Source organism: Massilia sp. 05N420 (genome assembly GCF_056397205.1).
This window is the reverse complement of record NZ_JBFTMX010000019.1, coordinates 56624-78380: the sequence shown is the minus strand read 5'-3', so window position 1 is coordinate 78380 and position 21757 is coordinate 56624. Positions and strand designations below refer to the sequence as shown.

Here is a 21757-nt window from a genome sequence, read left to right as displayed (position 1 = left end):
GCGGAAATGACGGTTTTGGGGCTGACTCAGCCCTCGATCATCACGTTGCCTTCCGGGTCGACGCGGTTGCCATACGAGGCCACCCACGCATTGAACAGGCTGCGCCAGAAGCTTTCGCCCGGCTGGCGGAAAGCCGGGGAAGCCATCGATTCCATCTGGGCGACTGCGCTGGACTGGTTGGACATGATGCACCTTTCGAAGAGGATTCGGGATTGGTGACCATGTTAAAGACATGCCGATATATCGTCCAATGACATGTTCTGATGCCAGTCATCACTCAAGCAAATGGCTGGCGCCGCCGCTGAATCTCAGCTATCAAGATGGGAAATGAGGGCCGGCGGCGTCGCCGATGAACGCGCGTGGTGCACGTCCACCGACACCCCCACCGCCATGATGTCGATGAGGAGCAGCTGCAGCACCCGCGAGATCATCGACAGGAAGCTGGTGTTGTCTTCCGGGTGGTCGACCGCCAGCACCACGCTGGCCCCCCTTGCCAGCGGCGAGTCGCTGCTGCTGATCGCGATGACGTCGGCGCCGGCCGCGCGCGCCTTGTCGACGGCGCCCAGCAGCTCGGGCAGGCGGCCGGAGTTCGAGATCGCCACCACCACGTCGCCCGGTCCCAGCAGGTCGGCCGCCAGCGAGAACAGGTGGGAGTCGCCGTACAGCGCGGTCGGGATGCGGAAGCGGAAGAACTTGTGCTGGCCGTCCAGCGCCACCACGCGCGAATTGCCCATCGCGTAGAACTCGATGCGCTTGGCGCGGCTCACCAGCTCGATCGCGCGGTCGATCGCGCGCACGTCCAGCTGGTCGCGGAATTTCAGGATCGCCGAGACGGTGTTGTCGATCACCTTGGCCGACAGGTCGTGGGTGCTGTCGCTGTGACGCACCTGGCTGTGGCGCACCGGGATCGAGCCGGTCAGCGAGCTCGCGAACTTGAGTTTGAAGTCGGCCAGGCCGAGGAAGCCGAGCGAGCGGCAGAAGCGGATCACGGTCGGCTGGCTGACGTCGGCCAGTTTCGCGATGCCGGCGATCGGCTCGTTCAGCACCAGGCGCGGCTGCTCCAGCACCAGGCTGGCGACGCGCTGCTCGGCCGGGGTCAGTTCCGGCTGCAGTTGGCGGATGCGGTCCAGCAGCGTGTTGTCGCCGCTGCGTCCGCGCAGGTGCTCGGACAGGATGTTCGCCACGCCGTCGAAGGCGACGTGCGGCGTGCTGATGACATAGGTCGGAATGTCGGCGATATAACCCGAGAAGCGGCCCTTGGCTTCGAAGCGGGCGCGGAAGGGCGAGCTCTTGAACCACTCGCCCAGGCGCGGCACGATGCCGCCGCCGATGAAGATGCCACCGAAGGCGCCCAGGGTCACCGCCAGGTTGGCCGCGGCGGCGCCCAGCATGCCGCAGAAGCACTCCAGCACTTCCAGGCACAGCGGGTCCTTGTCGTCGAGCGCGGCGGCGATGATGGCGGCCGAATCGCGCGCCGGCGCATCCACGCCGTTACGCGCGGCCAGCGCGCGGTGGATGATCTCCATGCCGGGGCCGGAGATCAGGCGCTCGTTCGACACGTGGGTCCACTCGCGCCAGGCGGCCTGCAGGATCGCGAACTCGCGCTCGTCGCTGGGTGCGAAGTTGACGTGGCCGCCCTCGCTGCCGAGGGTGACGAAACCGTCCACGGTCGGGATCCCGCCGGACACGCCCAGGCCGGTGCCCGGCCCCAGCACGCCCAGCACCGCATGCGGCACCGGCTTGCCCGGTCCCACCTGCATCAGGTGCTCCGGCTTCAGGCCCGGAATCGCCATCGCCAGCGCCGTGAAGTCGTTCACGATCAGCAGCGTGGACAGGCCCAGCTCGCGCCGCACCTCGTCGGTCGAAAAGGCCCAGGGCCGGTTGGTCATGCGTACGTAGTCGCCGTCGACCGGATTGGCCAGCGCCAGCGCCGCATGGTTCAGGCGCACGTCCTCATGTTCGGACAGGTAGAAGCGCAGCAGCGGAACGATGCCGTCGAACTCGTCGCACCTCAGCACGCGTACCGAGCGGTAGGTGCCGGGCGCCGTCTGCAGGGCGAAGCGTGCGTGCGTCGCCCCGATGTCGGCCAGCAGGCGCGGGCCGTCGGCGAAGGCGGTGCGGACATGATCCGGCAGCTCCTGCATATCAGGCTTTCGCTGCCAGGCTGCCGAACCAGGCGCCATACGGCGGCAGGTTCACGGTGCCGCCCGCCACCTCGCCCGGCATGCCATGGCCTTCGAGCCTGCTGGCGCCGGCCGCTTGCGGCCAGTCGAATGTCAAGGGCTGGTCGGTCGTGTTGAACACGGCCAGCACCGACGGGTAGCCGTCCAGGTCGCGGCGCAGGGCCAGCGCCTGTTCCGGCACGTCGTAGAAGGCGATCTCGCCGCGGGTCAGCTGCGGCATGGTGCGGCGCCAGTGGATCATGGTGCGCTGGAAGTTCAGCATCGACTGCGGATCCTTGTCCTGCAGATCTTCCGCCAAAGCCAGGTGCTCGGCCGGCACCGGCAGCCAGGGCTTGCCGGTGGTGAAGCCGCCGTTCGCGTCATGTGCGGTCCAGGGCATCGGGGTGCGGCAGCCGTCGCGGCCCTTGAACTCCGGCCAGAAGGTGATGCCGTAGGGGTCCTGCAGCAGTTCGAAGGGAACGTCCGCTTCCGGCAGCGCCAGCTCGTCGCCCTGGTAGAGGCAGGGGGTGCCCTTCAGCGACAGCTGGATCGCCAGCACCAGCTTCGACAGCGCCGGCGAAGGTTTCGCAACCGAGTCCCCACGCGCCCAGCGCGTCGCCACGCGGATCGCATCGTGGTTGCCGACCGACCAGGAGGCCCAGCCATCCTTCACGCGGGTATTGAATTCCTCGACCTGCTTGCGGATGTGGGCCGCGCTGAATTCCGGCGTCAGCAGGTTGAAGCTGTAGGCCATGTGCAGCTTGTCGCCGCCTTCGGTGTACTCGGCCATCTGGGCCAGCGCATCGTCGGACGAGACTTCGCCGATCGACACCGCGCCGAACTCGTTGAGCTGGGCGCGCACGCGCTGCAGGAAGGCGATGTTCTCCGGCTGGGTCTTGTCGTAGATGTGGGCCTGCATGCCGTAGGGGTTCACGTCCGTCACGGTCGAGGTGTCGCGCACCAGCGCCGGCGGATTGCTGCGCAGCTGGCGGTCGTGGAAGTGGAAGACGCAGGCATCCATGCGCACGCCGTCGACGCCGCGCTCGAGCCAGAAACGCTGGGCATCCAAGTGGGCCTGCTGCACGTCCGGATTGTGGAAGTTGAGCTGCGGCTGGCTGACCAGGAAGTTGTGCATGTAGTACTGCTTGCGGCGGGTATCCCACTGCCAGGCCGAACCGCCGAACACGGACAGCCAGTTGTTCGGCGGGTTGCCGTCCGCGAGCGGGTCGGCCCACACATACCAGTCGGACTTCGGGTTGTCGCGGCTGGAGCGGCTCTCGACGAACCACGGGTGGTTGTCGGCGGTGTGCGACATCACCTGGTCGATCATGATCTTCAGGCCCAGGCTATGCGCCTTGGCGACCAGGGCGTCGAAGTCGGCCAGGCTGCCGAACATCGGATCGACGTCGCAGTAGTCGGCGATGTCGTAGCCGAAGTCCTTCTGCGGCGACTTGAAGAAGGGCGACAGCCAGACGATGTCCACGCCCAGGCCGGCAATGTAATCGAGTTTGGCGGTAATGCCGGGCAGGTCGCCGACGCCGTCGCCATCGGTGTCGAGGTAGCTGCGCGGATAGACCTGGTAAATGATGGCTTCTTTCCACCACGGATTGTTGGCGTCGGGAGTGCTCATGATGATGGTGTCCGATTGGTAAATTTTTACGCAATATACAGCATCAATACTGGACTGACAATCGGGAGGAAAATGATGAGTTTTCGTAAATATCCTTGAAAATCATTGGCTTATCGAAAATCCAACTGAAGAATATATGGCTCTATAGTAGTCAAACTACAGATTCGATGTTAGGGTGGCGAACTTGCCAAAGAAGTTCTTGTTGCCAAGCTGGGCTTGCTTGCATAGCATCGCGGCAATGCCGTCGTTCCCGCGAAGGCGGGAACCCAAGTTCGTTGCGCTGCCGAGATGCATGCAACTTGGATCCCCGCCTGCGCGGGGACGACGTTTCAACGCCAACGGCGACTGAACAAGCCGAGCACAGGAGACGCCTCAATGACCCAGAACCCGCCCCCGGTCCAAACCGGCCGCATGCCCCGCCAGATCCCCTTCATCATCGCCAACGAAGGCTGCGAACGCTTCAGCTTCTACGGCATGCGCAACATCCTGACGCCCTTCCTGATCTCCTCGCTGCTGCTGTTCCTGCCCGAGGCCGAGCGCACCGGCGAGGCCAAGCACGTGTTCCATACCTTCGTCATCGGCGTCTACTTCTTCCCGCTGCTGGGCGGCTGGCTGGCCGACCGCTTCTTCGGCAAGTACAACACCGTGCTCTGGCTCAGCCTCGTCTACTGCGCGGGTCACGCCTGCCTGGCCGCCTTCGAGAACCACCTGCAGGGCTTCTACCTGGGCCTGTTCCTGATCGCGCTGGGCTCGGGCGGCATCAAGCCGCTGGTGTCGTCCTTCGTGGGCGACCAGTTCGACCATACCAACAAGCACAAGGCCAAGCTGGTCTTCGATGCCTTCTACTGGATCATCAACTTCGGCTCCTTCTTCGCTTCGCTGCTGATGCCGATCTTCCTGCGCGACTACGGCGCCTCGGTCGCCTTCGGCATCCCCGGCATCCTGATGCTGGTCGCGACCCTGGTGTTCTGGAGCGGCCGCAAGAAGTACGTGCACGTGCCGCCGAGCCCCCCGAATCCGCACTCCTTCCTCAACGTGGCCAAGAGCGCCCTGCTGGCCAAACGCTCGGTTGATGGGCGCGAAGGCCGTCCGGGCCTGGCGGTGGCCAGCGTCGGCGCCGTCGGCGCCGTGGTCTCGCTGGCCATGACCCCGAGCTGGGGCTTCGTGATCGCCGCCTGCACGGCGCTGGTGCTGCTGCTGGCCTTCGGCGGCATCGGCGTGGCGCTGCAGCTGGAGCGGGCGCGCGGCCTGCATCCAGATGACGCCGTCGACGGCGTGCGCGGCGTGCTGCGCATCCTGATCGTGTTCGCGCTGGTGACGCCGTTCTGGTCCCTGTTCGACCAGAAGGCCTCGACCTGGATCGTGCAGGCCAATTCGATGATGCGCCCCACCCTCTCGCTGTTCGGCAGCGAATTCCGCTTCGAGCCGGCGCAGATGCAGGCCCTGAACCCGCTGCTGGTGATGCTGCTCATCCCCTTCAACAATATCGCCGTGTTCCCGCTGCTGCGCGAACTCGGCTGGGAGCCGACCGCGCTGCGCCGCATGACCGCCGGCATCGCCCTGTCCGCCCTGTCCTGGGTGGCGATCGGCACCATCCAGGTCGTGATGGATGGCGGCACCCCGGTCTCGATGGCCTGGCAGATCCTGCCCTATGCCCTGCTGACCATGGGCGAGGTGCTGGTCTCGGCCACCGGCCTCGAATTCGCCTACAGCCAGGCGCCAAGCTCGATGAAGGGCGTGATCATGGCCTTCTGGTCGCTGGCCGTCACGGTCGGCAGCCTGTGGGTGCTGATCGTGAACGCCAGCGTCAAGAACGAGGCGGTGCTCGGCCATATCGCCAATACCGGCCTGGGCGTGATGGCCTTCCAGATGTACTTCTTTGCGGCCTTCGCCTTCCTTGCGGCGCTGGTGTTCGGCTGGTACGCGACCCGCTACCGCGTGGTCGATAACTACCGCACCGAGGCAGCCGCGTGATTTTTAGATTGGCTATCCGATGACAAGCAAAACCCTTACCGCTGCAGGCCTCCTGTCCCTGCTGGCCAGCAGCGGCGTCCACGCCGCGATCTCTCCCGAAGCCTGCGACAGCAAGTCCTTCCAGACCGTGCTGCACCCGGCGGCGGCATCCTTCGATGCGCGCGCCGTCTGGCTCGACCGGCGCCTGATCGCCTTCCCCGGCGCCTCCGCGGACGGCGTGTTCAAGCTCTACCACTCGCCCACCGGTTCGATCGCCGCGCCCGTCGGCGGCAAGGTTGCCGGCAGCATGGGCGCGCTGACGCTTTCCCTCGACAAGGGCGCCGTGCCGCGGGCGCTGGCGGAGCGCTTCAAATGGGTCGGCGCCGGTCCGGTGCTGCAGCTGATCGATGCCGACGTGTCGAAGATGGGCGAGCTGCACCGCCAGCAGCTGGTGCTGGTGCAGGAAGATGCGCAAGGCATCGTGCGCTCGGCCACGCGCGTGCAGGTGGCGGGCGCGCTGGACGACCTGTATGCGGCCGCCGGCAACTTGGACAAGCTCGGCGTCGACATCGCCGGCAACCGTACGAGCTTCAGCCTGTGGGCGCCGACCGCCCGCCAGGCCGCCGTCTGCGTCTACAACACGGGCAGCTCGACCGCGCGCGCCGTCTACCAGCTGGCCTTCGATCCGGCCACCGGCGCCTGGAACGCCGCGGTGCCGGGCGACCTCACCGGCAAGTACTACAAGTATGCGGTCGACGTGCCGGTCGACGGCGGTGGCATCGTGCGCAACCTGGTCACCGATCCGTATTCGATCAGCCTGACCACGGACTCGAAGCGCAGCTACGTCGCGCGCCTGGATTCGCCGCGCCTGAAGCCGGCCGGCTGGGATACCACGCCGGCGCCGCAGACGGTCAAGGCCCCGACCGACATGGTGGTCTACGAGCTGCACGTGCGCGACTTCTCGATCAACGACGCCAGCGTGCCGGAACGCCTGCGCGGCAAGTACGGCGCCTTCACCCGCCCCGACTCGAACGGCATGCGTCACCTGGCCGCGCTGGCGAAGAGCGGCCTGACCGACATCCACCTGCTGCCCGTCTACGACATCGGCAGCGTGCCGGAAGCGGGCTGCGCGGTGCCCAAGCCTTCCGGCGCGCCGGACAGCGAGGCCCAGCAGGCGCTGGTCAGGAAGACCGCGGAAACCGACTGCTTCAACTGGGGCTACGATCCCTACCACTACAACGCGCCGGAAGGCAGCTACGCCACCGATCCGGGCGACGGTGCGCGCCGCGTGGTCGAGTTCCGCGAGATGGTCGACGGCCTGCACAAGCTGGGCTTGCGGGTCGGCATGGACGTGGTGTTCAACCACACCTTCATCGCCGGCCAGAACGAGAAGTCGGTGCTCGACCGCATCGTGCCCGGCTACTACCACCGCCTGAACGCCAGCGGCGGCATCGAACGCTCGACCTGCTGCGACAACACGGCCACCGAAAACCTCATGATGGGCAAGCTGATGATCGATTCGGTGGCCCTGTGGGCGACCCAGTACAAGATCGATTCCTTCCGCTTCGACCTGATGGGGCACCAGCCGCGCGCCACCATGGAACAGCTGCAGCGGACCGTGAACGCCGCCGCCGGCCATCCGGTGCAGCTGCTCGGCGAAGGCTGGAACTTCGGCGAAGTCGCCAACGGCGCGCGCTTCGTGCAGGCTTCCCAGCTCTCGCTGAACGGCAGCGGCATCGGCACCTTCAACGACCGCACCCGCGACGCCGTGCGCGGCGGCTCGGCCGGCGATTCCGGCGAAGCGCTGTTCGCGCGCCAGGGCTGGATCAACGGCCTGGTCTACGACCCGAACGGCCACGGCCAGCACGATCAGCGCGAACTGCTGCGCGCCGCCGACATGGTGCGCGCCGGCCTGGCGGGCTCGATCCGCAGCTATCCGCTGCAGACCTTCGACGACAAGACCGTGCCGCTCGAAGCGATCGACTACGGCGGCCAGCCGGCCGGCTACGCCAGCGAGCCGTCGGAAGTCGTCAACTACGTCGAGAACCACGACAACCAGACCCTGTTCGACAACAACGTGTTCAAGCTGCCGGCTTCGACCCCGTCGTTCGAGCGCGCCCGCGTGCAGGTGCTGGGCATGGCCGTCGACGCCTTCGCGCAAGGCATCGCCTACTATCACGCCGGCATCGACGTGCTGCGGTCGAAGTCCCTGGACCGCAACAGCTTCAACTCGGGCGACTGGTTCAACCGCCTCGACTGGACCTACCGCGACAACTACTTCGGTACCGGCCTGCCGCCGCTTGACGACAACGGCAAGGACTACGCGCTGCTGCAACCCCTGCTGGCCAACCCGGTCTTCAAGCCGGCGCCATCGGATATCGCCTTCGCGCGCGACGCCTTCCGCGACCTGCTGGCGATCCGCGCCAGCTCGACGCTGTTCCGCCTGCCGAGCGCCGCGGAGATCAAGCGCCGCCTGCGCTTCTTCAACACCGGTTCAAGCCAGAACCCGACCGTGGTCGCCGCCCACCTGAATGGCGAAGGCTACGCGGGCGCCAACTATCCGGGAGCTAACTACAGGGGGATCAGCTACTTCATCAACGTCGACAAGGTCGGCCACACCGTGACCGATCCCCAGGTGGCCGGCAAGGCGCTGCGCCTGCATCCGGTGTTCCTGGCACCGAACGTGGCCGACAAGCGCGCGAGCCAGGCGAGCTTCGATCCGGCCACCGGCGCGTTCAGCATTCCGCCGCGCACGGCGGTGGTGTTCGTGGAGGACTGAGGCGCTTGGCACCGGCGCTGACGCATCCAGGCAGAAACGAAACACGCCTTGAGCAGCGCCGGTGCTAGACTTTCTCCCTCACTTCAGGGAGAACCGGCATGGAAAAGATCCGGGCCTGGGCCGCACAGTCCGCGGGCGGCCAGCTTGTTCCTTTTGACTACGATCCGAGGCCGCTGGACCCGGAAGACGTCGAGATCAAGGTCGAGTATTGCGGCGTCTGCCACTCCGACCTGTCGATGCTCGACAATGAATGGGGCATCACCACCTATCCCTTCGTGCCGGGACACGAAGCGATCGGGCGCGTGGTCGGCCTCGGCGCCATCGCGCAGACCAAGGGCCTGAGGCTCGGCCAGCGCGTCGGCGTCGGCTGGAACGTGCGCAGCTGCCAGCATTGCGCGGCCTGCCTGCGCGGCGACTTCCAGCTCTGCGAGACCGTGCAGGCGACCATCGTCGGCCACCACGGCGCCTTTGCCGACCGCGTGCGCGCCCATTGGGTGTGGAGCGTGCCGATCCCGAATGCGCTGGCGTCGGGCAATGCCGGGCCACTGCTGTGCGGCGGCATCACCGTGTTCGCGCCGCTGCTGCAGCTGCACGTGCCGCCGACCGCGCGGGTGGCGGTGTTCGGCATCGGCGGACTGGGGCACATGGCCCTGATGTTCACGAAGGCCTGGGGCTGCGAGGTCACGGCCTTCACCTCCTCGCCCAGCAAGGTGCAGGAGGCGATGTCCTTCGGCGCCCACCATGTGGCGTCGAGCCGCTCCGAAGCCGACATGCAGCGCCTGGCGGGCAGCTTCGACTTCGTCTTCATCACCGCCAACGCGCCGCTCGACTGGGATGCCGTGATCGGCTTGCTGGCGCCCGGCGGCCGCCTGCACTTCCTGGGCGCCGTGCTGGAACCGGTGCCGGTGCAGGTGATGAGCCTGGTGATGGGACAGCGCGCGATATCGGCCTCGCCGACCGGCAGCCGCGCCCAGATCGACACCATGCTGCGCTTCGCCACCCATCACCACGTCGCGCCCAAGGTCGAGCATTTCCCGATGAGCCGGGTCAACGAGGCGATGGACCACCTGCGTGCCGGCAAGGCCAGTTACCGGATCGTGCTCGACGCCGATTTCGCGTAGACGAGGCCAGTCCAGCGGTGGCCGCCGAAGCAGGCCAGCAGCAGTGCCGCCGCCGTGCACAGCCAGCCGAACAGGTCGCCGCTGCGGGTGTAGGGCGTCGTTCCCGGCAGCGCCGCCGGCACCCGGCCCAGCAGGGTCGCGCCGGGCAGCGCCGCCGAGGACGTCGACGCCGTCACGCGGCCGTAGGCATCGCTGATCGTCAGCAGGCCTTCGCGCGCCGCGCGCAGCATCGGCATGCCGGTTTCCACGCCGCGTATGGCGGACAGGCGCGCCGCATAGTCGCCGTCCTCGCCGAAGTCCCAGGCCGGCACCAGCAGGGCCTGGGCGCCCAGTTCCGCATAGTCGCGTCCCATCGCTGCAAAATGCACGTCCTTGCAGATCGCCAGGCCATAGCGGTGTCCCGCCATCGCCTGCACCGCGAAGGCGGAGCCGGCGGCGAAGTCGCGCTCGGGCGGCGCCAGGTGGTGCTTGACGTAGTCGGCGGCGAGCCTGCCGTCGGGTGCGAACAGCCACAGGCGGTTGGTCCTGTGGCCGTCGTCGATGCCGACACCCAGGGCCAGCCAGACCTTGGCGCGGGCAGCCAGCGCCGCCATCCTCGATCGCAGCGGCTCCGCTTGCGCCGGCCGCAGCACCGCGATCTTCTCGGGCAGCAGCACCAGCCGCGCGCCCTGCCCCGCCAGGGTGTCGACGTGGTGCTCGTACTGCGTCCAGATGCGTTCGACCTGGGCGGCCGGTACGCGCGGGCCGATGAAATCGTCGATCACCGCCATGCCGACCAGCTCTCCCTGCGCCGGCACAGCCGCCGGGATGCGGGCAAAGCCGAAGCCCAGGCAGCCGGCAGCCAGCAGCAGCGAAGCGGCCAGCGGCCAGCGCGCCGCCCGCCAGCCGTGCACGGCCGCCCACGCCAGCGCGGCCGGCGGCAGCGACAGCACGAACACCAACCCGGACACGCCCAGCAGCGAGGCGAGCTGCAGCGCGGGCGGGAAGCCGGCCTGGGAATAGGCGATGCTGTCGAAGTTGCCGTCCGGGTGAAAGTGGGCCAGCAGGGTGTCCGCCGCACACCACATCAGCGGATAAGCCAGCACCGTCCACGGCGACGGGAACGCCAGCATCACGCGCCGCGCCTGCGACACCACCAGCACCCACAACAGCGCCAGCAGCAGGGTCACGAACAGCGCCGGCGCCAGCGGCATCACCAGGGTGTGGTAGTGCAGGTCGGCGCTGGCGCCGATCAGGCCGGCCAGCAAAGACCAGCCCAGGGCCGCGCGCTTGGAGCTGCGCAGCGCGGCCACCAGCAGCGGCGCCGGCGCCACCCAGGCCAGCCACCAGACCGGATGCAGGCCGAAACTCCAGCGCAGCATCAACCCGCCGAGAACCGCCAGCGCGGCGTTGAGCAAGTGCTTACGATCGATGCGCATCGCTCAGGCCTTGCGCGTGAAACCGTCCGCGCTCCATTGCTCGCTGCCCACGCCATGGCGGACCGTGAACAGGCCGTCCGGATCGTAGCGCTCCTTCACCTGCAGCAGCTTCGGATAGTTGGGTCCCCAGTAGGTATCCTGCCAGCGCTGCTGGAAGAAGTCGCTTTCCGAGACATAGGTGCCGGCATTCGGCGCCACCTTGCGCAGCGGGTCCATCGCCCGGCGGATCTTGGCGGCGCGGCGGTGCGCCTCCTGTTCGTCGACTTTCGCGCCAGGCATGCCGGGATAGGCCGGATCGCCGCCGCCGGCAATGATGGCGAGCGCGAAGGCATCGACCACGCCGGGGTGGGTCGCCGTATCGCGGGTCGCCGCAAGCGCCTGCGGCGGCGCGCCGGCGATCCCCTTGTTGAAGTGCAGCCCGACCCACCACTGCTGCGAAGCCGCGCACAGGCTGTCCACCAGCCGCGCCTGCGCGCCCTCTTCCAGCAGGCCGGCCGGCAGCCAGCTCGACTCGTAGCCGTGGATATACCAGCCGACCTGGTCGCGGTCGCCCTGCCACACGGCGTGATGGGCCGGCGCGCCTTCGCGGTCGTCGCGCGCCATGATGGCGGGCGCGGTCTTTTCCCAGAACGCCGCGTCCCAGAAGCGGCGCGCCGGCACCGCCATGATGGTCGGCTCCTTGAAGCTGTAGTCGCCGCTGGCGCGCACCCAGTCGAGGAAGGGTGCCCAGACCGCCTTCGCCTGGGCGCCGTCCAGGCCCTGGAAGACCATCGCCAGGTGCAGCTTCCTGCCCTCGCGCAGGGACACCTGCTCGCCCCAGTGTTCGTTGAACAGGCGCTCGCGGTAGAAGGCGATGAAGCGTGCGACCAGGGCCTTGAATGCCGCGTCCGAATCCGCCGTGATGTCGCCGAACACGCCGCCGAAGGTCGCCGGCAGTTCGTGGGTGCGCAGGGTGAGCCGCGTGACCACGCCGAAGGTGCCGCCGCCGCCGCCCTTGAGGGCCCAGAACAGCTCGGGATTGGTGTGCGCGTTGGCGATCCGGACCTGGCCGTCGGCGGTGACGATTTCCGCTTCGAGCAGGCTGGCCGCGGCGGTGCCGTAGCGCTTCGAGAAGCTGCCGAAGCCGCCGCCCGTCACCAGCCCGGCCACGCCCACCGTGGTGCAGCCGCCGCCCTGCACGTAGCGGCCGGCCTTGGTGGTCACGGCCGTGTAGGCGTCGATCCACATCGCGCCGGCGCCGACGCTCACCGCCGGCAGCGCCTCGGCCTGCGTGCCACCTTGCGGCACGAAGGCGTCGATCAGGGTGACGTCGTTCATGGCGCGGGTCCACACCAGCAGCGAATCCGGCGCGTTCGAGCCGCCCTTGTAACTGTGGCCGCCGCCCTTGACCACCAGGCGCAGCTTGTGGGTGCGGGCGAAGTTTACGGCGGCGGCGACGTCAAGCGCATTGCGCGCCGCGACCGCATAGGCGCTCGGCTGCGACAGCCAGGCGTCCTGCCAGCCGCTGGTCTGGGTCAACGCGGGATTGTCGCCGACGGCGTAGGGATTCTTCAGCTGCTCGCGGGTCGCCGCGCAGGCGCTGGCATCGGTGGCGCAGCCGGCGAAGGGCGAGGCCAGCTTCAGCAGCCGTCCGGAGGTGGCGCGGCGCAGGCCTTCCCAGTCGGCGGCGCCTGGCCAGCCGGGCGTACCGGGGCGCACGCGGTACAGCACCGCCTTCCCCTTCGCCTGCGCCCGCGCCAGTCCGGGCAGGCCGCCCGCTACCAGCGCGGCACCCAGGGAAGCTTTCAAAACCTCGCGTCGTTTCATGCTTCATCCCTCGTTGTTGGTTTGTGCGCAACAAGGATGCAGGAAGCCGGACGGCCGGGCAAACGCTTTGTGGCGAAACGGGATTGGCCGGGGGCGAAGTGGCAACCTTCCATGTGATAGAAATTTACATTGCTATTACATGGAAGTTAACGCTACATTTGTAACGCAATGCCATACCAACAAGGAGAATCCGCCCATGCCGCCTGCCCGACCTGTCCCCATGCTTCAGCGCCGCCTGTCGCGCCTCGCCCTCCTGCCCGCCGCCCTGGGCGCCGCACTTTCCGCCCATGCCCAGCAAACCGGCGCCGGCGCGGCGGTCCAGCAGGTGCAGGTGCGAGGCAGCACGGCCGCCTACGATGCGCGCCGCGACGATACCGCCATGAAGACCGTCGTCCGCCACGACGAGATCGTACGCTACGGCGACACCAGGCTGCTCGAGGTCCTGAAGCGCATCCCGGGCGTGACCGTGAGCGGCGCCGCCGGCCGTGGCGGCGAGGTGCGCATGCAGGGCCTGGGCAGCGGCTACACGCAGCTGCTGGTGAACGGCGAACGCCCGCCCGCCGGCATGCAGGTCGACACCCTGGCGCCCGAGATGGTCGAGCGCATCGAAGTGATGCGCGCCGCCAGCGCCGAGTTTTCGATGGAGGGCATCGCCGGCACCATCAACATCGTGCTGAAGAAAACGGTGCGCAAGCCCGAACGCGAGCTGAAGATCGGCTACGGCATCGGGCGCGACACCCGTAGTCCGAACGCCAGCCTGCGCCTGGCCGACCGCGACGGCGCCTTCGGCTACGAACTGGCGGGCAGCCTGGTGCACGACGGCTTTCGCGGCGAGGCGCCGGGCCGCGATGAAGCCACCGACGCCGCCGGCCGCCGGACCCTGCTGCGCACCACGGCCGGCCACGAGGACGGCAGGATGACGACCCTGAACCTGACACCCAAACTGCAGTGGAAGCTCGACGGCGGCGATACGCTCGGCCTGGAGACCTTCCTGAACCTGAACCGCTTCCGCATCGGCGTGAATGCGCCCACCGCCACCGTGCTCGGCGAGCTTCCGCCTTATCCGGACAAGCAGTTCGGGATGGCCAACGACAACGACGTCCTGCGCAGCACCCTGGAATGGACGCATGCGCTGGCGTCCGGCGCGCGGCTGGAGGCCAGGCTCGGCGTCTCCGCCAGCCGCACCGACAACACGACCCGGCGCACGGCCGGCGGCAATCCGGCAGTCGGGCCGCTCACGCGCAGCATCGATTCGCGCGGCCGCGACCGCGGCCTGAGCACGACCGGCAAATATACGGTGCCGCTGTTCGACGGCCATGCGCTGGCGCTGGGCTGGGATGGCGCCTGGGATCGCCGCGGCGATGCGCGGCGCGAGCGCGACTACCTCGACCCCGCGGCGCCCATTCCCGCCGGCGACGAACATGACAGCGGCCACGTGGCGCGCCTGGCGGGCTATGCCCAGGACGAGTGGACGCTCACACCGCAACTCTCGCTCTACCTCGGCGCGCGCTGGGAGGGCGTACGCATCGAGGCCGACGGCAACACCTTCGGCACGGCGCGCTCGCGCTCAGGCGTCTTCAGCCCGGTGCTGCAGGTGCTGTACAGGCCGCCCGGCATGAAGGACGACCAGCTGCGGCTGGCCGTGGCGCGCACCTACAAGGCGCCCGGCATGGAGCAGCTGCTGCCGCACCGCTACACCTCGGTCAACAACAACCCGGCCGAGCCGGATACCGAGGGCAACCCGAGCTTGAGACCGGAACTGGCGCTCGGCATCGACGCCGCCTGGGAACACCGCTGGGCGGAAGGCGCGATGCTGGCGCTGAGCGCGTCCATGCGCCGCATCGACGACTACACGCGCTCGCTGGTGGTGTTCGACGGCGCGCGCTGGATCGCCCTGCCCGTCAACGTCGGCAAGGCGCGCACCCGTACGCTGCAAGTGGAGACGGCCTTCCCGCTACGGACGCTGATGAATGGCGCGCCGCCGCTCGAACTGCGCGCCAACGTCGCGCGCAACTGGTCCAATGTGGATGGGGTGCCGGGACCCGATAACCGGCTCGACGAGCAGGTGCCGCTGTCGGCCAATCTCGGCGCCGACTACCAGGGCGAACGGATGACGGCAGGTGCGAACTTCGGCTTCCGCAAGGGCGGGCGGGTGGCGGTGGCGGCCAACCAGGCGGCCTGGCTGCACGTACAGCGCGATCTCGAACTGTACGCGCTGTGGCCGGTCGACAGGCGCAGCCGGCTGCGCATCAGCGCCGCCAACCTGCTGGGAATGGACATGGTCAACGAGCGCAGCTACACCGACCTCGCCGGCGGGACGACCCTACGCAACCGGATCGCCAACATCGGCCATCCGAGCCTGAAGCTGACCCTCGAGTCCAGCTTCTGAAGGAGCGGAGGACGGCTGTTCCGCCGCCCTGCCCGGGCCGGGACAGAATGCGCACAGCATGATCAGCGTGGCCATGATCGCCAGCCGCTTGATGTCATCCGGATGCATCATGGCAGTCTCCAATGAGGGAAGATCCCTCATTGTGGAATGCCATACGGAAACGTTCTTGATCCAGCCGGACCCGTCGATCAGATGTCCAGGTGGGAGATCAGCAGGCGCCGGCGCTCGCTGTCGCCTTCGCCGCTGTCGCCGGTCTCCTGTCCCAGCGAGATCCCGACCGCCATGATGTCGATGAGGAGCAGTTGCAGGATGCGCGAGATCATCGAGAGGAAGGTCGTGCTGTCTTCGCTATGGTCGACCGCCAGGCAGATGCTGGCCTTCCGCGCCAGCGCCGACTTGCTGCTGGTGATGGCGATGACGTCGGCGCCCGCCGCGCGCGCGGTGTCGACGGCCGACAGCAGCTCGGGCAGCTGGCCGGTGGTCGAGATCGCGATCACGACGTCGCCCGGACCGAGCAGCTCGGCGGCCAGCCCGAACAGGTGGGAGTCGCCATAGGACGAGGTCGGAATGCGGAAGCGGAAGAACTTGTGCTGGCCGTCCAGCGCCACCACGCGCGAATTGCCCATCGCGTAGAACTCGACCCGCTTGGCGCGGCGCAAAATCTCGATGGCGCGGTCGATCGAGTTCACGTCCAGCTGGTCGCGGAACTTCAGGATCGCCGATACCGTGTTGTCGATGACTTTCGCCGACAGGTCGTGGGTGCTGTCGGTCATGCGCACCTGGCTGTGGCGCACGGGGATGGTGCCGGTCAGGCTGCCCGCGAACTTGAGCTTGAAGTCGGCCAGGCCTGAAAAGCCCAGCGAGCGGCAGAAGCGGATCACGGTCGGCTGGCTGACGTCGGCCAGCTTCGCGATCTCGGCGATCGGCTCGGACAGCACCTTGCGCGGATGCTCGAGCACCAGGGTCGCCACGCGCTGCTCGGCCGGCGACAGCTCGTGCTGCAGGTGCTGCACGCGCTCCATCAGGGTGTTGGCGCCGGTGCGGCCGCGCAGGTGCTCGGACAGGATGCTCGCCACGCCGTACAGGGCCGGATTCGGCGTCATGATGACGTAGGTCGGGATCTGCGCCAGGTAATCCGAGAAGCGGCCCTTGGCTTCGAAGCGGGCGCGGAACGGCGACGTGGCGAACCACTGCGCCACGCGCGGCACGATGCCGCCGCCGATGAAGATGCCGCCGAAGGCGCCCAGGGTCACCGCCAGGTTGGCCGCGGCGCCGCCCAGCATGCCGGCGAAGCATTCCAGCACTTCCAGGCACAGCGGGTCGTTCTGCTCGAGCGCGCAGCTGACGATCTCCGCGGCGTTGCGGCTGGGCGCGTCGGCCTTGTTACGCAGCGCCAGCGCGCGGTAGATGATCTCCATGCCGGGGCCGGAGATCAGGCGCTCGTTCGACACGTGCTGCCACTCGCGCCAGGCGTACTGCAGGATCGCGAATTCGCGCTCGTCGGCCGGTGCGAAGTTGACGTGGCCGCCCTCGCTGCCGAGAGTGACGAAACCGTCGACGGTCGGGATCACGCCCGACACACCGAGACCCGTGCCCGGCCCCAGCACGCCGGCCACCGCATGCGGCTGCGGCTTGCCGCCGCCGATCTGCAGCAGCTCTTCCGGCTTGAAGCCAGRCAGCGCCATCGCCAGCGCCGTGAAGTCGTTCACGATCAGCAGCGTGGTCAGGCCGAGCGCGCGCCGCACCTCGTCGGTCGAGAACTGCCAGTCGCGGTTGGTCATGCGGATGAAATCGCCGCTGATCGGATTCGCCAGCGCGAAGGCGGCATGGCTGATGCGCACGCCGTTGGTCTGCGCCAGATAGGCGTTCAGCAGCGCGACGATGCCGGGATAGTCGTCGCACAGCAGCACGGCGACGTTGCGCARCACGCCGGGCGCGCTCTCCAGCGCAAAGCGCGCATGGGTCGCGCCGATGTCGGCCAGCAGGCGGGGGCCGTCGGAATAGGCGGCGCGGGGTTGCTTTTGTTCGGTGGTGTCGGGCTCGATGGTCATTGCGCTAGGATACCATTGATTGATTGGCGCCAAAACGCCTCGCTCGTCGTTCCCGCGAAGGCGGGAACCCAAGTTCTCTCAGCGCTATCGAAACGCAAACAAACTTGGATCCCCGCCTTCGCGGGGACGACGAGCTATTAGGATCCCCGCCTTCGCGGGGACGACGAGCTATTAACTACTCCGCCTGCGCCGGCTGCGGCACCGAAGCCCCCTCCACCCGCACATCCGGCATGAACAGCAAAATCAGCAGCGCCACCAGCACGATCGCGGTACCGGCGCCGAAGATGTTGGCGATGGCGTGCCGGTAGACCTCGCGCATGGCCGGGTCGAGCACCGTGCCGGTGCCGGCACTGGCCGCCGCCTCGATGCCGTGGGCGTGCAACTGGTGGGCCAGGATCGCGCCGGAGCCGGTCACGCCCAGCAGGCCGCCGAGCGAGCGGAAGAAGGTCAGCATGGCGGTGCCGACGCCGCGCCGCGCCACCGGCAGCGCGCTCTGCACGACGATGGTCATGTTCGGCATCACCAGGCCCAGGCCGGCGCCCAGCAGGAAGATCGGCGGTTCGATGAACAGGTAGCCGCGGCCGCTGCCCATGGCCCAGGCCAGCATGCCGAAGGCGGTCACCGCCACCGCCAGCCCCACCACCTGCACCTCCTTGTACCTGTTGGCTCGCGCAACCAGGCGGCCGATCACCGCCGACGACAGGATCATCCCGGCCATCATCGGCACCGTCAGCATGCCGGAATTCGCCGGGCTGCTGCCCATCACGAGCTGGAAGAACAGCGGGAAGAACACGCTCGATCCCATCAGGCCGACGAAGCTCAGCGCCATCACCGCGCTGGCCAGGTTGAACACGCGGTTGCCGAACAGGTCGGGCGGCAGCACCGGCTCGGCGGCGCGGCGCAGGTGCACGACCAGCCAGGCGCCCAGCACCACCGTGAGCGCGGCGCAAAGCTTGATCTCCGGCGCGCTCCAGGCCCACTCGGTGCCGCCCAGGGCCAGGATCAGCAGTAGCGAGACGATGCTGCCGGTCAGCAGGACCGAGCCGAGGTAGTCGATGCGGTGCGCGTGCGTGACGACGGGCTTGCGCAGCGAGCGCGCGATCGACCAGCAGGCGAAGGCGCCCACCGGCAGGTTGATGAAGAAGATCCAGTGCCAGGACAGCAGGTCGGTCATCAGGCCACCCAGCACCGGGCCGAGCACGCTGGTGACGGCGAACACGATGGCGATCGAGCCCTGGCGCTTGGCGCGGTCCTTGGGCGCCACCAGGTCGGAGATGATGATCTGGGCCAGCGGCATGAAGCCGCCGGCGCCCATGCCCTGGATGGCGCGGAACACGATCAGCTCCGTCATGCCGCCGGCCAGGCCGCACAGCACCGAACCGACCAGGAAGGTGGCGAGGGCCGTGAAGATCATCGGACGGCGGCCGTACTGGTCGGCCATCTTGCCGTACAGCGGCATGGTGGCGGTCGAGGCCAGCACGTAGGCGGTCACCACCCAGGACAGGTGGGCCATGCCGCCGAGGTCGGCGACGATGCGCGGCAGCGCGGTGGCGACGATGCTCTGGTCGAGGGCGCCCAGGCCGAGCACGGCCATCAGGGCGAAGTAGACGGCGCGGATTTCCTTCTCGGAGACCGGCGCCGGAGCGGGACAATGAGCGGTGGTATGCGGAGTCTGGGTCATGGGCGCGCGATTGACTTGAGGGGTTCGATGGCGGCGGCCAGCGCATCCAGCTGCGCGGCGTCGAGGCGGCCCACGCGCTGGACCAGCCAGTCCAGGCGCTGCGCGTGCATCTCGTCGGTGATGGCCTGTCCGGCCTCGGTGAGCTGCAGGCCGGTGCGGCGGCGGTCCTCGGGATCGGGGGCGCCGCGCGCCAGAAGGCCGGCCTCTTCCAGCGCCTTGACCTGGGCGCTCATGGTCGGGGTGCGCACCTGCTTCATGCGCGCCAGCTCGGCCACGCCGATGCCCGGATGATGGCTGACGGCGCCCAGCAGCATGGCCTGCATCAGCGACAGCCCGGAGGTCTGGCGCTCGGCGTCGCGGCGGATTTCGCGCACCAGCAGCTTGATGGCGTCGCGCAGCTCTTCGGCGAGCTGCACGCTGCGTTCGGATTGTCGTGTCGTCATGATTAGATTAGGTAGGCTACCTAACCATATTACGGCAAACCACGCGCCGCTTCAAGCGGCGCACGACTTACTTCTCCAACTGGGCCTGCCTTCCCGCCAGCCAGGCCAGCACCGCGCCCGCCACCAGCACCGCCGCGCTCAGGCCGAAGCTGGCCCGGTAGCCGCTGGCATCGAAGAGGATGCCGCCGATGGTCGCGCCGGAGGCGATCGCCAGCTGCACCACCGCCACGATCAGGCCGCCGCCCGCTTCCGCGTCCCGCGGCAGGGTGCGCGCCAGCCAGGTCCACCAGCCGACCGGCGCCGCGGTGGCGACCAGGCCCCACAGGCCGAGCAGCGCGGCGGTGGCGGGCAGCGAGGAACCGAAGGCCATCAGGGCCAGGCCGATCGCCGCCATGACAAGCGGGATGACGACCAGGGTGCGGTACAGCTGCCTTTCCAGCACCGCGCCGATCAGGGTGGTGCCGATGAAGCCGGCCACGCCGACGATCAGCAGCATGCCCGAGACCATCGACACGCCCGCATGGGTCACGTTCTCCAGGAAGGGCCGCAGGTAGGTGAAGAGCGCGAACTGCCCCATGAAGAACAGCGCGGTGCCCGCCATCCCCAGCGCCACCACCGGACGCTTCAGCAGCCGGAAGGCGGCGCCCGCCCCTGCCCCGCCCGCGGCATGCATCTTGGGCAGGCTGAAGAACTTCCAGCCGAAGGCGATGGCGGCCACCGGCACCACGGCGAAGAAGGCGCCGCGCCAGCCGATGACGCCGCCCAGGAAGCTGCCCAGCGGCGCCGCCACCACGGTCGCCAGTGCGTTGCCGCCGTTGACGATCGCCAGCGCCTTCGGCACCGCGCGCTCCGGCACCAGCCGCATTGCGGTTGCCGCCGACATCGACCAGAAGCCGCCGATCGCCACGCCGATGAAGGCGCGGCCGACCATGAAGACCGTGTAGTCGGGCGCGAAGGCGGCCACCGTACCCGACACCATCATCATCAGGGTCAGGGCCAGCAGCAGCACCTTGCGGTCCAGCCGTCCGGCCAGCGGCGCGATGAACAAACTCGTCACCAACGCAAACGCGCCGGACACCGAGATCGCCTGGCCGGCCTGGCCTTCGCTGATGTGCAGGTCGGCGGCCACCGGCGTCAGCAGGCTGACCGGCATGAATTCGGAAGCCACCAGCACGAAGGCGCCGAGCGCCATCGCGAACACCGCGCCCCATGCCGCCGGCTTGTCTTCCACTTCCGCCGCAGCGGCAGGGAGTCGCATGTCCATAGCCGTCTCCTCAAGCCGACAGGGTCGCGCTGTCGATCACGAAGCGGTACTTGACGTCGCCCTTGAGCATGCGCTCGTAGGCGGCGTTGATCTCGTCCGCGCGAATCATCTCGATGTCGGACACGATGCCGTGCTCGGCACAGAAGTCCAGCATCTCCTGGGTTTCCGGGATCCCGCCGATCATCGAGCCGGCCAGTGCGCGGCGCTTGGTGATCAGGTTGAACACCTGCGGCGACGGGTGCGGCGTGGCCGGCGCGCCGACCAGCACCATGGTGCCGTCGCGCTTCAGCAGGTTCAGGTAGGCGTCGAGGTCGTGCGGCGCCGCCACGGTATTCACGATCAGGTCGAGCGTCTTGGCACGCGCAGCCATCGCTGCCGGGTCCCTGGACACGACCACTTCGTGCGCACCCAGCGCTTCCGCATCCTTGCGCTTCGATTCCGAGGTCGTGAAGGCGGCCACGTGGGCGCCCATCGCGCGCGCCAGCTTGATGCCCATGTGGCCGAGGCCACCGATGCCGACGATGCCAACCAGCTTGCCGGGGCCGGCCTTCCAGTGGCGCAGCGGTGAATACGTGGTGATGCCGGCGCACAGCAGCGGCGCGACGGCGGCCAGCTGGTCTTCCGCGTGCTTCACGCTCAGCACGAAGCGCTCGTGCACGACGATCTGCTGCGAGTAGCCGCCCAGCGTATGGCCGGGGGCGTCCCGGGTCGGGCCGTTGTAGGTGCCGACCATGCCGTCGCAGTACTGCTCCAGGCCTTCGTCGCAGTCGGCGCAGTGCCGGCAGCTGTCGACCATGCAGCCGACGCCGACCAGGTCGCCGACCTTGTGCTTGTGTACGTGGTCGCCCACGCTCGAGACGCGGCCGACGATCTCGTGGCCCGGCACGCAGGGGTAGAGGGTACCGGCCCATTCGGCGCGCACGGTGTGCAGGTCGGAATGGCAGACGCCGCAGAAGGCGATGTCGATCTGGACATCGTGCGGACCCGGCGCGCGGCGGGTGATGTCCATCGATTCCAGCGGCTTGTCGCTGGCATAAGCACCATAGGCTTTCACAGTCAT

General features: G+C 68.3%; 14 protein-coding genes. 4 read left to right on the top strand and 10 right to left on the bottom strand.

Annotation, left to right across the window (positions count from 1 at the left end):
- Window positions 1-26 precede the first annotated feature (26 nt).
- From AC1DIX_RS15120 to AC1DIX_RS15110, 3 genes are all read right to left on the bottom strand, one after another.
- On the bottom strand, window positions 27-185 hold the full coding sequence (locus tag AC1DIX_RS15120; RefSeq protein WP_442123567.1) for a hypothetical protein: 159 nt from the start codon (window positions 183-185) through the stop codon (window positions 27-29).
- Between the two features lie 123 nt (window positions 186-308).
- Entirely contained in the window at window positions 309-2144 is a 1836-nt protein-coding gene (glk, locus tag AC1DIX_RS15115) for a glucokinase (RefSeq protein WP_477325394.1), read from the bottom strand.
- Window position 2145: 1 nt separating this feature from the next.
- Window positions 2146-3792 (bottom strand): alpha-amylase family glycosyl hydrolase, encoded by a 1647-nt coding sequence (locus tag AC1DIX_RS15110; RefSeq protein ID WP_477325392.1) that lies wholly within the window; start codon window positions 3790-3792, stop codon window positions 2146-2148.
- 375 nt (window positions 3793-4167) lie between these two features.
- Between AC1DIX_RS15110 and AC1DIX_RS15105 the strand changes: the two genes are divergently transcribed.
- From AC1DIX_RS15105 to ahr, 3 genes are all read left to right on the top strand, one after another.
- Window positions 4168-5766, top strand: coding sequence for a POT-type proton-dependent oligopeptide transporter (locus AC1DIX_RS15105; protein WP_477325390.1), 1599 nt, complete (start codon window positions 4168-4170; stop codon window positions 5764-5766).
- Window positions 5767-5785: 19 nt separating this feature from the next.
- Window positions 5786-8524 carry an alpha-1,6-glucosidase domain-containing protein gene (locus AC1DIX_RS15100; RefSeq protein ID WP_477325388.1) on the top strand — a complete coding sequence of 913 codons (2739 nt, stop codon included), beginning with the start codon at window positions 5786-5788 and terminating at the stop codon, window positions 8522-8524.
- 98 nt (window positions 8525-8622) lie between these two features.
- Window positions 8623-9645 carry an NADPH-dependent aldehyde reductase Ahr gene (gene ahr / locus AC1DIX_RS15095; protein WP_477325386.1) on the top strand — a complete coding sequence of 341 codons (1023 nt, stop codon included), beginning with the start codon at window positions 8623-8625 and terminating at the stop codon, window positions 9643-9645.
- Here the strand turns inward: ahr and AC1DIX_RS15090 are convergent.
- Complete coding sequence (locus AC1DIX_RS15090; RefSeq protein WP_477325384.1) at window positions 9612-11063, bottom strand: nitrilase-related carbon-nitrogen hydrolase; 1452 nt, start codon at window positions 11061-11063, stop codon at window positions 9612-9614. The two genes, ahr and AC1DIX_RS15090, sit on opposite strands and share 34 nt — an antisense overlap.
- 3 nt (window positions 11064-11066) lie before the next feature.
- Entirely contained in the window at window positions 11067-12869 is a 1803-nt protein-coding gene (locus tag AC1DIX_RS15085; protein WP_477325382.1) for an FAD-dependent oxidoreductase, read from the bottom strand.
- 220 nt (window positions 12870-13089) lie between these two features.
- Between AC1DIX_RS15085 and AC1DIX_RS15080 the strand changes: the two genes are divergently transcribed.
- Window positions 13090-15258, top strand: a complete 2169-nt coding sequence (locus AC1DIX_RS15080; protein ID WP_477325380.1) for a TonB-dependent receptor plug domain-containing protein — start codon at window positions 13090-13092, stop codon at window positions 15256-15258.
- A gap of 188 nt (window positions 15259-15446) precedes the next feature.
- Here AC1DIX_RS15080 and AC1DIX_RS15075 read toward each other — a convergent pair whose 3' ends face one another.
- From AC1DIX_RS15075 to AC1DIX_RS15055, 5 genes are all read right to left on the bottom strand, one after another.
- Window positions 15447-17309, bottom strand: a complete 1863-nt coding sequence (locus tag AC1DIX_RS15075; RefSeq protein ID WP_477325378.1) for a glucokinase — start codon at window positions 17307-17309, stop codon at window positions 15447-15449.
- Window positions 17310-17484: 175 nt separating this feature from the next.
- Complete coding sequence (locus AC1DIX_RS15070) at window positions 17485-18990, bottom strand: MDR family MFS transporter (RefSeq protein WP_477325376.1); 1506 nt, start codon at window positions 18988-18990, stop codon at window positions 17485-17487.
- On the bottom strand, window positions 18987-19433 hold the full coding sequence (locus AC1DIX_RS15065) for a MarR family winged helix-turn-helix transcriptional regulator (protein ID WP_477325374.1): 447 nt from the start codon (window positions 19431-19433) through the stop codon (window positions 18987-18989). Before AC1DIX_RS15065 ends, AC1DIX_RS15070 begins: the two co-directional genes overlap by 4 nt.
- A 67-nt stretch (window positions 19434-19500) precedes the next feature.
- Window positions 19501-20697, bottom strand: a complete 1197-nt coding sequence (locus AC1DIX_RS15060) for an MFS transporter (RefSeq protein WP_477325372.1) — start codon at window positions 20695-20697, stop codon at window positions 19501-19503.
- A 10-nt stretch (window positions 20698-20707) separates the two neighbouring features.
- Window positions 20708-21757, bottom strand: coding sequence for an NAD(P)-dependent alcohol dehydrogenase (locus tag AC1DIX_RS15055; protein ID WP_477325370.1), 1050 nt, complete (start codon window positions 21755-21757; stop codon window positions 20708-20710).